The 13,401-nt window shown below is 50.8% G+C and carries 10 protein-coding genes and 1 tRNA gene; 8 read left to right on the forward strand and 3 right to left on the reverse strand.

Annotated features, from left to right (window positions below):
• Window positions 1-87: 87 nt before the first annotated feature.
• From Q0L39_RS02275 to Q0L39_RS02285, 3 genes are all read right to left on the reverse strand, one after another.
• Entirely contained in the window at window positions 88-2,859 is a 2,772-nt protein-coding gene (locus Q0L39_RS02275) for an SMC family ATPase (protein ID WP_296626713.1), read from the reverse strand.
• Entirely contained in the window at window positions 2,856-3,992 is a 1,137-nt protein-coding gene (locus tag Q0L39_RS02280) for an exonuclease SbcCD subunit D (protein WP_296626714.1), read from the reverse strand. Before Q0L39_RS02280 ends, Q0L39_RS02275 begins: the two co-directional genes overlap by 4 nt.
• A gap of 120 nt (window positions 3,993-4,112) precedes the next feature.
• Window positions 4,113-4,203: transfer RNA gene (locus Q0L39_RS02285), tRNA-Ser, on the reverse strand.
• A 446-nt stretch (window positions 4,204-4,649) separates the two neighbouring features.
• Here Q0L39_RS02285 and Q0L39_RS02290 point away from each other — a divergent pair.
• The 8 genes from Q0L39_RS02290 (at window position 4,650) to Q0L39_RS02325 (ending at window position 13,083) form a co-directional block, all read left to right on the forward strand.
• The gene (locus Q0L39_RS02290) at window positions 4,650-5,879 is read left to right on the forward strand and encodes an ABC transporter substrate-binding protein (protein ID WP_296626715.1); all 1,230 of its coding nucleotides are present in this window, start codon (window positions 4,650-4,652) and stop codon (window positions 5,877-5,879) included.
• Between the two features lie 147 nt (window positions 5,880-6,026).
• Window positions 6,027-6,914, forward strand: a complete 888-nt coding sequence (locus tag Q0L39_RS02295) for a branched-chain amino acid ABC transporter permease (protein ID WP_296626716.1) — start codon at window positions 6,027-6,029, stop codon at window positions 6,912-6,914.
• A 36-nt stretch (window positions 6,915-6,950) separates the two neighbouring features.
• On the forward strand, window positions 6,951-7,991 hold the full coding sequence (locus tag Q0L39_RS02300; protein ID WP_296626717.1) for a branched-chain amino acid ABC transporter permease: 1,041 nt from the start codon (window positions 6,951-6,953) through the stop codon (window positions 7,989-7,991).
• Window positions 7,991-8,758, forward strand: coding sequence for an ABC transporter ATP-binding protein (locus tag Q0L39_RS02305; RefSeq protein WP_296626722.1), 768 nt, complete (start codon window positions 7,991-7,993; stop codon window positions 8,756-8,758). Before Q0L39_RS02300 ends, Q0L39_RS02305 begins: the two co-directional genes overlap by 1 nt.
• 36 nt (window positions 8,759-8,794) lie before the next feature.
• Window positions 8,795-9,499, forward strand: coding sequence for an ABC transporter ATP-binding protein (locus Q0L39_RS02310; RefSeq protein WP_296626723.1), 705 nt, complete (start codon window positions 8,795-8,797; stop codon window positions 9,497-9,499).
• A 197-nt stretch (window positions 9,500-9,696) separates the two neighbouring features.
• Entirely contained in the window at window positions 9,697-11,334 is a 1,638-nt protein-coding gene (gene cimA / locus Q0L39_RS02315; protein ID WP_296626718.1) for a citramalate synthase, read from the forward strand.
• Between the two features lie 195 nt (window positions 11,335-11,529).
• The gene (locus tag Q0L39_RS02320; protein WP_296626719.1) at window positions 11,530-12,033 is read left to right on the forward strand and encodes a helix-turn-helix domain-containing protein; all 504 of its coding nucleotides are present in this window, start codon (window positions 11,530-11,532) and stop codon (window positions 12,031-12,033) included.
• 102 nt (window positions 12,034-12,135) lie between these two features.
• A complete protein-coding gene (locus Q0L39_RS02325; protein WP_296626720.1) occupies window positions 12,136-13,083 on the forward strand; it encodes an FUSC family protein in 948 nt (315 codons plus the stop codon).
• Window positions 13,084-13,401 lie beyond the last annotated feature (318 nt).

A 13,401-nucleotide genomic window follows, 5' to 3' on the forward strand; every position in this document is an offset into this window, starting at 1 on the left:
GCAGAAAATAGCTTGGGACGACACTTTGATGAAGGCGTTATCAAAAGCAGAGTGTCCGCGCAACCGGACACTCCGTTTTGCAAAGGCTTAACAGTCCAGAACGATTTCGACGCTGCTGGAACCGTTTTTCTGCTTAGTGACCTGAATCTGGCGTCCGATGCGCTCCTTGAGCTCGGAAACGTGGGAGATGATGCCGACCAGACGGGTGCCCTGTGTCAAACTCGACAGCGCCTGAATGGCCTGGCGCAGGGATTCTTCGTCCAGCGAGCCAAAGCCTTCATCCACAAACATGGTATCCAGCTGGATGCCTCCTGCGGAGGATTGAATCTCGTCGGACAGTCCCAGCGCAAGCGACAGCGATGCCAGGAAGGATTCGCCACCGGACAGCGTTTTGACGCTTCGTTCGGTGCCGTTGTAGTGGTCAACGACATCCAGCTCCAATCCGGTCTGGCTGCGGTTGTTGTCCGCTTCGCGGCGGCGCTTGAGCTCGTACTGTCCATCGGACATCACCATAAAACGGGTATTGGCGCGGGCGATGATGCGGTCAAAAAAGGTCATCTGCACATAGGTTTCCAGCATGATTTTTTCCTTGCCTGCAATGTTGCCGTTGGCGGTGTTGGACAAAGCCTTGACCCACTGCCAGCGGCTTTCCAGTGCCTGCAGATTCTGACTGCCGTCATTCAGGTGCTGCAATGCCGAACGGTTGGTGACAAGGCGGCTGTGGACTGCCTTCTGCTGCTGGTGCAGCTGGTCAAGCTGTGCCGTGAGAAGTTGTTTTTTCTCCTGCTGTTTATCGGCGTCGATGTCGGGAGCGTCGGCAAGCTGCGATTGGAGCTGGTCGATCTTTCCAAGCAGGGTATTGTATTGCTGCTGTGCCTGTGTGTATTGCTGCTGAGCTGTTTCCAAAGCGGTTTGCAGTTTCTGCTTCTGGAGGGTAAACTGGGTCTGTTTTTGTTTTGCAGCGGCTTTGCTAGGATAATGCAGCTGCTCGGACAGTTGGGACAGCTGTTTTCCGGTTTCGGAAAGGGTTGCCTGCACTGCCGCAATCTGTTCCTTTAAGGAGGAAGACAGTCTCTGGGATTTTGCCAGCGCTTGTTCAGCGGCTGGAAGCTGCTGTTCCAGTGCTGCTTTGCGCTGGCGCAGCTGTGCCTGTCTGTGCAGCTGTGTGTCGAGCTGTGTCATCTGCTGATGCAGGCTGTCAAGAGCAGAGGAGGCTTGTACGGACAGATCGGGCAGCGAGTGTTCAAACAGCTGTGCAGCCAGCTGTGCGACCGTTTCCCGCTGGGATGAAAAAGCACCGTTTAGTTCGCCGGCGCGGAGGCTTGCCTGATTTGCTTCTTGCTGTGCCCGTTCACAGACCTGTTTGCCCTGTTCGAGCTGCTCCTGTGTGGGAGCCTTGGGAGGCATCTGTGCCGGATGCGGGTGATGCAGCGAGCCACAGACCGGACAAGGCTGACCATCGTACAGAGAGGAGGCAAGGATGCCGGCCTGTGCATCCAGAAACGCCTGGTAACCCGCCTGATAGCGTTGGTTGAGGTCAGCGCTGCGTTTGGAAGCGTGCAGATAGCGCGCCTGTGCCTGCGAGAGCTGCTGGTGCAGTGCATCGCGCCGTTTGATCGCTTCCTGAAGGGAAAGCAGGGAGGCGCGCTGGTTTTCGAGCTGTTCTTTTTCCCGTGTCAGGCGCTGATAGGTTTCGCCGGCATCGCCCAGTGTCTGCTGCTCGGCGCGCATCGAAGAGATTGAGCTTTCCAGCTTTTGCAGCTGCTGGTCGTTTTGGGTAAGCTGTGCGGTATGGAGCTTCAACTCGGATTGCAGCTGCAAAAGCTTTGCTTGCAGCTGGTCAGCCTGTTCATAGGAGGGAAGTTCCTGTTCAAGCAGGGTGAGCTGGCGGTCCAGCTGGTCGATCTGCGCCTGCTGTTCCTGCTGCTGGGAAAGCTGCTGCTGATACCGCTGCAATAGTTCCTGCTGTGTCTGTTGCTGCTGCAAGGCAAGCTGGAGAGCGTGGGAAACCTTTGCAAATTCCTGTGCTCTGCCAAGGTCGGCGTTGACCGCTGCCAGCTGTTGTTCCAACGTCTGCAGCTGCTGCTCCTGCACTTGCTGTTTCTGCTCATCCTCGGACAAAAGCTGTTTTAGCCACGAAAGACTTTCTGAAAGCGGGAGAGAATTGTTCCGTACCGCTTCCAACGAGCAATACAGCGGGGACTCCGGCGCGCACAAAATCCCGCTGAGGTATTGGCGGATGCTGTTTTGCTGTGCCTGACACTGCTGCTCGAGCTTGCCCGATTCGCTCTTTAACCGGTCCTGCAGAGTGCGATAGTATCCGGTCTGAAAGATTTCGCGGAAGATGTTCTGACGGTCCTTGGTGTCGGCGAGCAGCAGCTTTAAAAAGTCGCCCTGTGAGATCATGGCAATCTGGGAAAACTGCTCGCGGTCGATGCCCAGAATGTTTTGGATGGCGGCATTGACCTCCTTGACCTTGGTGACGAGCGTGCCATCGGGCAGCGTCAAAAGCGCGTCCGCTTTTTGCAGAGTGGTTTTGCTGCTGTCGCGCAGAGAGGGCCTCAGGTATTCGGGGTTTCGTTTGACGGTATAGCGCTTTTGCCCGTAGCAAAAGGTCAGTTCCACCTCGGTGGGAGTCTGCGGATCTGCATATTTCGAGCGCAGCATCGAAGGCTCACGGTTGTGACCACTTGCTTCTCCGTACAGCGCAAAGGTGATGGCGTCAAAGATGGTGGTCTTGCCTGCGCCGGTGTCGCCGGTAATCAGGTAAAGCCCGCTTTTTCCCAGACGTTCCAGGTCCAGTTCGACCCGCTGGGCATACGGACCGAAGGCGGAGATAATCAGTTTGATGGGTCTCATTGCTTCTCCTCCCATATCGTTTCCATCAGTTTCTGTGTGAAGGCAAGCTGCTCGTCGCTGAGCGGCTGATTGTTCTGCTTTTCGTAAAACTCACAGAAGAGCTGGAGCGGCGTTTTGGTTTCAATCTGGTGGTCTGCTTCCAGTGGGATACCGGCGCGGGTGCGGCGGTTGTCATAGTCGAGCTTCATCAGATTGGGATAGATGACCCGCAGCTTGGCAATGGCGTCGTGGATATCCTCCTCATCGGTGAGGGTGATATGCAGATAGTCGTCGGTTGCTGTACCCAGATAGGTTTCGCGGGCAGTGAGATACTGATAGCTCCCGCGCAATTCACGCAGATCATGCAGCGGAATGAGCGGGACGGTCCGAACCTCCAGTTCTCCCTTGGAAGGCAGAGAAACCACACTCACCGATTTGGTGTGGGAAGCCTCGGAGAAGGAATATTTCAGAGGTGTTCCGCAGTAGCGGATGGCAGGAGAGCCGATGTTCTGCGGGTTATGAATGTGCCCGAGGGCGACATAGTCAAAGTCGGCAAAGACGGTTGCATCGACGTTGTCGCTTCCGCCGACCGAAATCTCCTCCGAATCGCAGCGCAGAGCGCCGGTGACAAACTGATGGGTCACCAACAGATTGCGCTGGGTGGTGTCGATGGACATTTGTTCCACAGCGACGCGCAGTGCATCGGTATAGGAAGCAATCTCCTTTTCAGGGAAGAAGCGGCGCAGGTGTGCCGGTTTGACAAAGGGAAGAAGGTAGATATTGACCGGACCGTTTTCGTCGGTCAGAGTGATGGGAGAAATGCTGCCGTCATAGACAGGGGAAAGATGGATGCCGCTGCGGTCCATCAGGTGCGCACCAAAGGCGATGCGCTCAGGGGAATCGTGGTTGCCGCTGATGGCAAATACCAAAAGCTGACGGTCGGCAAGCTGGCACAAAAAGCGGTCAAACAGCTGGACGGCAGGCGCAGGGGGAATGGGCTTGTCATAGATGTCGCCGGCAATCAGCACCGCGTCGGGATGTTCCGAGTCGATAATCTGCAGAATCTGATCGAGGATGTATTCCTGATCCTCCAGCATGGAAAAGCCGTTGAGGCGTTTGCCGAGATGCAGATCGGAAAGATGGACAAATTTCATGGAGGGTTCCTCCTTTCTTATCTCAAATGGAGTATAGAGAAAAAGCCCTGTGCGCAGCCGAGGGCACAACAGGGCAAAAAAGAAAAAGGTCAGGGACAAAATTTTGCCCCTGACGCAGACTGGCGGAGATGGTGGGATTCGAACCCACGTGCCTGTCTCCAGACAAAACGATTTCGAGTCGTTCTCGTTACGACCACTTCGATACATCTCCATATCAAATTGTAGCCCGAAAATATGGGGCAGAAGCGGACAATGCAGCCGCCGCTTTCAATGAAGCCTTTATAGTATAACAAATTTCTGTGCGATTTTCAAGAGTTGAAGTAAAAAATCTTTTCCGAATGGATTCTAATTGAAAATAGGATTCTGGTTGCCTTTTGCAAACTGATTTGTGAGAAAAGGCGAGGAGACACTTGGCAAATAAAGAAAAGTAAAAGCAAATGTATAGCAAAAAAAGAACAAATTATGAATGTTGTTTAAAATTTCACTTTCACAAGTTAAAATCTTAGTGCAAACATACTATTGCTTTTTCATGGTCGAAGAATTATAATAAAGCCCATACCAAACGCTTTAGCACATTACAGTTATCAAGCAATGCATTGTGAAATTATTATGTAGATTCGTTTTGGGTAAGTTATAAATTTATTGGAGGACAAACTTATGAAAAAGATGTTAGCAGTTTTCTTGATGGCTGCAATGATCGTATCTTCGTTCAGCGGCTGTTCGGGAAATGAAACAAGCGATAGCACAAACGCTTCTAATGAAACAACCGAAGAAACTTCTGCAGAGGCTTCCGACGAGGAAACTTCCAGCGGTGACAGCGTCACCTTTGGCGTACTGGCTCCTTTGACCGGCGATGTTTCTGTTTATGGTATTTCCACCGCTAACGGTATCGAGATGGGCGCCAAGGATGTCAACGAGAACGGCGGCACAATGGAAAAGACCCTGAATCTGGAAGTTATGGATGAAAAGGGCGACATCGCAGAAGCAACCAACGCTTACAATGCGCTGAGAAGCAAAGATGTTGCAGCTGTCATCGGTGACGTTACCTCCAAACCGGCATTTGCAGTTGCAGAGATCGCAGCAGAAGAATATGCCGACGGCGACGGTGTACCGGTCATCACTCCTACCGGCACTTCGCTGGACATCACTCCATGTGGCGAAAATATTTTCCGTGCCTGCTACACCGACCCATTCCAGGGTCGTGCAATGGCTACCTTTGCAGCAGAAAATCTGGGTGCAACCAAGATTGCTGTGATGTACAACACCTCGGATGACTATTCCACCGGTATTGCAAATGCATTTGTAGAGACTGCTGAAGAAAAAGGCGTTGAAATCGTAGCAAATGAAGGCTATGGCGCAGACGACAACGATTTCAAGACCCAGCTGACCAAGATTCAGGCACTGGAACCGGATGCAATCATGGTTCCTGATTATTACAGCACAGTAGCTCTGATCGTTACCCAGGCAAGAGAGATCGGCTATGACGGCGTAATGCTCGGTGCTGACGGTTGGGACGGCGTGCTCAACGTACTGGACGACGCAAACAAGAGCGTTTTGGACAACTGCTACTTCTGCAACCACTTCTTTATCAACGATACCGATGAGAAGGTTGCAAACTTTGTAAATGAGTACAGAGAAACCTACGGCGAAGATCCAACTGCATTCTCCGCACTGGGTTACGACTCGGTACAGATTATGGATCAGGCAATCGAAGCTGCCGGAACCACCGACGCAGAAGCTGTTGTAGCTGCAATGCAGGAAATCGAGTATGACGGTGTTACCGGTCACATCACCTTTGATGAAAACGGCGACCCAATCAAAGACGTTGCAATCCTCAAGCTGGAAGGCGGAGAGGTATCGCTGGAAACCAAACTGGCTGCAGAATAAACTTTTTTGAAGGTTTCAGCCCTTCGGTGAAAAAATCTGGCAGATCAGAAAATTTTTACATCGGTTCAAACAGGGCAGAGCGTCGAGGTTCTGCCCTATTTGTTCATTATGGGTGGATGCCACAACAACAGGAAGGCAGGAGGAAAAATGGATCAGGTTATCATGTTTCTTAAACAGGTCATCAATGGTGTCCAGGTAGGAAGCATCTATGCACTGGTGGCTTTGGGATATACCATGGTATATGGTATCGTCAAGCTGCTGAACTTTGCACATGGTGATTTTATCATGGTGGGAGCATACATCTCCCTGTTTGCCATGACAGGAGCTGGCATGCCGATATGGCTAGCAGCGATTATTGCAGTGGCAGGATGTGCACTGCTGGGCGTTTTGACCGAGAAAATTGCATACAAACCGTTGAGAAATTCGCCAAAGCTTTCGGTGCTGATTACCGCGATTGCGGTCAGCCTGCTTTTGGAAAACCTGTTTTTGCTGCTGTTTTCCTCTTCTCCAAAGCCCTATCCGAATGCAATCAACTTCCCGTCGATTGACGTAGGTCCAATCCAGGTCAGCGGCGTCACCCTGATGACTATTCTGCTGTCCGCAGTTTCGATGATTGCGCTGCAGTTGTTTGTAAAGAAGACCAGAATGGGACGTGCAATGCGCGCAGTTTCCGAGGATGCACAGGCGGCAACGCTGATGGGTGTCAGCGTCAACAAAACCATTTCGCTGACCTTTGCCATTGGCTCCGGATTGTCGGCAATCGCCGCGGTTATGTACTGCTCGGCCTATCCGATGGTAGAGCCTTACATGGGCTCGATGCTGGGCTTAAAGGCCTTTATTGCAGCGGTACTTGGCGGCATTGGTATTATCCCGGGCGCAATGCTGGGCGGTTTTGTCATTGGTCTGATTGAAAGTCTGACAAAAGCTTATATTTCTTCGCAGCTGGCGGATGCAATGGTCTTTGGTATTCTGATCGTTGTGCTGTTGGTCAAACCGGCAGGTATCTTCGGCAAGAATGTCGGCGAAAAGGTGTAGGCAGGAATTTTTTCATAGAAAGGCATGGTCATCGAGATGAAACAGACAGTGAAAGTACCGTGGAAGGCCTACATCCTCAACGCGGTGTGCGCGGTTTTGATTTTTGTGGCTCTGTCGGGAATGATCTCGGCGGAGGTAATTGATAAATATATTCAGGGTATCATCATGCTGGTGTTTATCAACATCATCCTGGCGGTATCGCTCAATCTGACAACCGGATTTCTGGGACAGATTGCCCTGGGACATGCGGGCTTTATGTCGATCGGTGCATATTCCAGCGCTATCCTCACCAAATTTATCAAGGATTTGCCGGAAGGCTCCTTTCTTCAGTCGCTGCCTCCGCAGCTGATCTTTGGCGTAGCATTGCTGTTCGGCGGTCTGCTGGCAGCCGTCTTTGGTTTGCTGGTCGGTATCCCTGCTCTTCGCTTGAAGGGTGACTATCTTGCCATCATTACCCTTGGCTTTGGCGAGATTATCCGCGTTGTGATGGAAAACCTGGAAATCACCGGCGGCGCACAGGGCCTGCGCTCCATCCCAGGATATTCCACCAAATATTTTGGAATGTGCTATTGGATCACCATTCTGTCGGTGGTGTTTATGTATATGCTGGTTCGTTCCCGTCATGGCAGGGCGATTATGGCCATCCGTGAGGACGACATCGCCTCGGAAGCAGTGGGCATTCCAAACACCTATTACAAGGTAGCAGCCTTCAGCATCGCAGCATTTTTTGCAGGCGTTGCCGGCGGCATCTATGCGCATTATCTGCGCATTCTGGGCGCAAAAACCTTTAACTTTACCCGTTCGATTGAGATCATCGTCATCGTTGTTTTGGGCGGCATGGGTTCGATCACCGGTTCGATTGTGGCAGCGATCGTGCTGACCGTTCTGCCGGAGGCACTTCGCAGCTTCTCCGATTACCGCATGCTGGCTTACTCGGTTGCGCTGATTATTGTCATGATCTTTAAACCATCGGGTCTGTTCGGACGATATGAATTCTCGCTTGCAAACATCATTGCAAAAATCTTTGGAAAGAAAACTGGCAGCAAGAAAGAAGCAGTGGAAGGAGGAGTGAAATGATGGAAAACAATCCGGTATTGAGAGCGGAACACCTGGGCATCGTCTTTGGCGGTCTGAAGGCGGTTTCTGATTTTGATATTTCCATCGGTGAAAACGAGCTGGTTGGACTGATCGGTCCAAACGGCGCGGGCAAAACCACCATTTTTAACCTCCTGACTGGTGTTTACCAGCCGACCGAAGGAGTCATCTACCTCAACGGAAAGTCGATGGCGCACAAAAAGCCGCATCAGATGGTCAAGGAAGGAATCGCAAGAACCTTCCAGAATATCCGTCTGTTTAAAGAGCTGACCGTTCTGGACAACGTCAAGGTTGCCTTTAATCAGGGCATGAAATACTCGCTGCTCAAGGCGGTATTCCGTACACCTTCCTACTGGAAGGAGGAAGCGGAGATCGACCGCAAAGCCCGCGAACTGCTGGCTGTCTTTAAGATGGAGGACATGGCGGACAGTCTGGCGGAAAACCTGCCCTATGGTCAGCAGAGAAAGCTGGAGATTGCCCGTGCACTGGCAACCAATCCGAAGATTCTGCTGCTGGACGAGCCGGCAGCCGGTATGAATCCGACCGAAACAGCGGAGCTGATGGAGACAATCTCGACCATCCGCAAAAACTTCAACATCTCCATTTTGCTGATCGAACACGATATGAGCCTGGTCATGAGCATCTGTGAGCGCATCATTGTAATCGACTACGGACAGATCATCGCAAAGGGAACACCGCAGCAGATTGCAAAGAACGAAAAGGTCATCGGCGCATATCTGGGTGCATAGTAACGGCGCAGGAAAGGACGGGTAACCATGGGAAAAATGCTGGAGGTCCAGAATCTGAACGTGCATTACGGTTCGATTCATGCGATCAAGGACATCAGCCTGGAGGTAAATGAAGGGGAGATCGTGTCGCTCATCGGCGCCAACGGTGCAGGTAAAACCACCACGCTGCACACCATCACCGGAATCAAAAAGGCAACCTCCGGTTCGATCAAGCTGTACGACCAGGATTTGACGGCAATCGAGCCGCACAAAATTATTACACTGGGAATGGCACATGTTCCAGAAGGACGGCATATCTTTGCAGAGATGACCGTCGAAGAAAATCTGGAGATGGGCGCCTTCTGGCTCAAGGGAAAGACCAATGTCTCGCAGGAGATTGAAAAGGTATATGAGCGCTTTCCACGACTCAAGGAGCGCTATCGACAGCCGGCAGGAACACTGTCCGGCGGCGAGCAGCAGATGCTGGCGATCGGCAGAGCGATCATGTCCAAACCGAAGATTATGCTGATGGATGAGCCTTCGATGGGTCTTTCGCCGCTGCTGGTTCGGGAAATTTTCAATATCATTCAGGAACTCAACCGCAGCGGAATGACCATCCTGCTGGTAGAACAGAATGCAAAGATGGCGCTGTCCATTGCACATCGAGCTTATGTTCTGGAGACCGGAGAGATTGTCATGAAGGGCAAAGCGGAGGATATGCTGCAGGATGACAACGTCCGCAAAGCATATCTTGGTGCATAAACGGGACCTTAGATTGTATAAAAAGCAGCCGTCAGGCTGCTTTTTTTGCAATAGAGGACAGCTGGGTTGACAATCCAGAGGAGCTTTGCTATCATAACCAACAAAAATAGAAATTATATTTTGTAGCAATCAACTTTCCACCTTTTCAAGGGCAGAATGTGGAAAATTGACGGGTTGATGCAGGAGGCGGTACAGAGATGGAGAAGCGGAAAAAAATCTGGTTGCTGGACTCCACCTTGCGGGATGGAGCACAAGGGGAGGACATCTCCTTTTCGGTTCAGGACAAGCTGAACATCGTACAAATTTTGGATCGGCTGGGAATTGACTATATTGAGGCGGGAAACCCTGGTTCCAACCCAAAGGATCTGGAATTTTTTGAACGGGTGCAGGCGCTGCACCTGAATCACGCAAAGCTGGTTGCCTTTGGAAGCACCCGCCGGAAAAATGAAGCGGTGGAGGATGACCGCAACCTGCGTTCGCTGTTGGAGGCGCAGACGCCGGCAGTCAGCATCTTTGGCAAGAGCTGGGATTTCCACGTCACCGAAATCATCCACACCACCTTGGAGGAAAACCTGCGGATGATCGAGGAAACGGTCGCCTTTTTAAAGCGCAACGGCAGGGAAGTAATTTTTGATGCAGAGCATTTCTTCGACGGATACAAACATCATCCGGAGTATGCGATGCAGACCTTGTTTGCGGCAGAGCGCGGCGGTGCGGACAGCATCTGCCTGTGCGAAACAAACGGCGGCGCCTTTCCTGATGAGGTGTATCGCATCGTCAGTGAGGTAGTCAAACAGGTTTCGGTGCCGATAGGTATCCACACCCATGACGATGGAGGAATGGCAGTTGCCAGCAGCGTCATGGCGGTAGAAGCAGGAGCAGTCTTTGTACAAGGAACACTCATTGGCTTTGGAGAGCGCTGCGGCAATGCAAATCTCTCCACCGTGCTGAGCAACTTACAGCTCAAGCGAAACTATGAGTGTATTCCGCCGGAAAATCTGCACAAGCTGATGCAGTCCTGTCACATGATCTCCGAGGTATCCAACGTGCAGATGAATAAAAACATGCCCTATGTGGGAAAAAGCGCCTTTGCCCACAAGGGCGGAATGCACATCGACGGAGTCAATAAGGCACCATCCTCTTTTGAACATATTAACCCTGAGAGTGTGGGAAATACCCGCCGCTTCCTGATGTCCGAAGTGGCCGGACGCAGCACCCTGATCGAAAAGATTCAGCGGGTAGATGCAAAGATCTGTCGCGAAGATCCGGTTACCGCACAGATTATCGGTCAGATCAAGGAGATGGAGCATCAGGGCTACCAGTTTGAAGGAGCGGATGCAACGCTGGAAATGCTCATCCGCAAACAGCTGGGCAACTATCATCCCTTCTTCAAGGTGGAGAAATTCAAAACGATGGGCGAACAGCAGAACGGCGAGGAAAATCCATCCGCTTCCGCCATGGTCAAGGTGGTGGTCAATGGTCAGTCCGAGATGACCGCAGCGGAGGGAAACGGTCCGGTCAACGCACTGGACAGCGCGCTCAGAAAGGCGCTGGAGCGGTTTTATCCTATTTTGCAGACGGTACACCTGACCGACTACAAGGTGCGTGTGCTTGACAGCAGGGACCGTACAGCATCGAAGGTCCGCGTATTGATTGAATCGACCGACGGCAAGGAGTTCTGGACCACCGTCGGTGTATCGGTGGACATCATCGAAGCAAGTTTGGATGCACTGGTTGCTTCGATCGAGTACAAGCTGATTCATTCCAGCTATTATAATGCAGACAGTTATCGGATGCAGCAAAAATATCGCGGAGATGCGGGTCGATATTGCTGACCCCAAATTACATAACCAACAACATAAGAGCCGCTGCAATTTGCAGCGGCTCTTATGTTGTTGTAAAGATATAAGGGCGGCACAGGATGCAAGGGCAAAGGAGTTACTGTCTGTGGAGTTGGTTGTGTTTTTTTGCAGGAAAAGGCAAATATCAGACAGAGTATGGGCAGGTGTACACAGAATTTGCGGAGGAGATTGACAAACAAAATGAGTTTGCATATAATTAACAATGTTAACTATATGGGAGGGATATTGATGGAGTGGACAGATATGATGTACTATCAACAACAGATTCAAAAGGTAATGCGTTCCCTGCTGCCGACGGGTAAGTCGGTATTGACTGTCAGCGAATGTGAACTTTTGGCTCATCTCTATTTTCAGCCCGAAGAAAATACACCTGTTTTACTGGGAAAAAACAGCGGCATGAAAAAAGAAGCGGTCAGCCGCTGCCTGAAATCGCTGTATGAAAAAAATTGCATCCGCAAACAAAAACAAACAAAAGACGAGCGAAGCTACCAACTGTTTATCACAGAAACCGGCCTGGATGAATTGAGGAAGGGGTATGAAAGTATCTTGCAGCCCTTCTATGATCTGTGGCGAAGCTCCGGCGAAGATTTTGAGGCGTTCATGTACTATGCGGATAAACTTGCTGCACATATCGAAAAAGGAAAGGAAAATACCCGTGATGAGATTTTATGATGCGTTACAGATGGACCCTGCTATCCTCAAGCGAAAAATTGCTGCTTGCGATACAAAAAAGAAAAAATGTATTATTGGACTGCCATAGCAGTACGCTCCTTTTTGATTGTCGCTTTTGCCATTGTGTTTATCAGCTTGCTGTCTGGGGTGTTTGGTGCTGACAATACCCCAATGGCAGTGGCTTTGTTTTGTATGATGCTGGGCATCCGTTTTGTCAATTTCGAGTACTGTATCGGGGATTCGCTCATGACCCTGGCAGCAGTGCTGGCAATCTTAGTGCTTGCACCCAGTGCAGCGGCGGTGCTCCCACAGATATTTTTAATTCCGCTGCACTTTGCAGCCTTTTTTGCTGTGCTTTATATGACGACTCAGCGACCTGAAATGGGCAATGGAGGCTTATACAGCTTTGCTTATATCTATTTAACAGGCAATCCGGTGGCAGGAGAGGCCTTGGTTCGCCGTGGGCTTTTGGCTCTGGTGGGTTATTTGATCTGTGGAGCAATCCTGTTTGCTAAGCATCGGGATCAGCACAAAGCAACTCGTTTTCACAAAGTGGTACGGAAAGCCAAGCTATCTGAACCCGTCGTTCTGTGGCAGCTGCGCATGGCGCTCGGTGTGAGTCTGGTGTTAACGGCTGGGCAGGTCTTTGGTGTGGAACGATTTATGTGGATGGGATTTGCCTGTGCATCGCTGCTGTCAGAATATCCGTATCGCGGCAATACCTTCACCCGTTTTTGGCAACGAATCGTGGGTGCGGTTGCAGGTTCCGGTGTATTTTTTGTGATCTATCTTATCACGCCAGAAGCTCTGCGTCCATTGATGGGACCGTTAGGAGGACTGTGCTTGGGCTTCTGTACGGACTACCGGTATAAGACGGCAATGAACTGTTTTGGTGCACTGATGCTGGGAACTGGAATTTATGGGCTCAAGGGTGCGGTGATCCTGCGCATTGAGGATACCCTTCTGGGAGTGACATTTGGCTTAATATTCGCAGCGATCTTCCACCAACTGGCGGCGGTCAGACTTCTGCCTGAGCTACAAAATGAGTAAAAGAGAAAAGTCTCGCACACTTTCTAAACGGGAAAAGATGGGGATTTACAGAAGGTGTGCGCAAAAGAAAATGACGGCTGCCTCAGAGAAAAAGAATGATTCCAGGCAGTGGATCGAGATCATTTAAAAGACAAAAAAGGCCTTGTATCTTCATGATACAAGGCCTTTTTCACGATATCTGAGGGCTAGAGAATTTTGCCCTGAGATAATAAAATCTGTTTATCTAGGATATTTGATTGCAGCCTGTGCGGGTATGTATCCATAGAGAGCGCACAACAGGACCATCATCTTTCTGACTATTATAATGTAAAAGCCAGA

This window comes from uncultured Negativibacillus sp. (assembly GCF_944388365.1).
Classification (GTDB): Bacteria; Bacillota; Clostridia; order Oscillospirales; family Ruminococcaceae; genus Negativibacillus.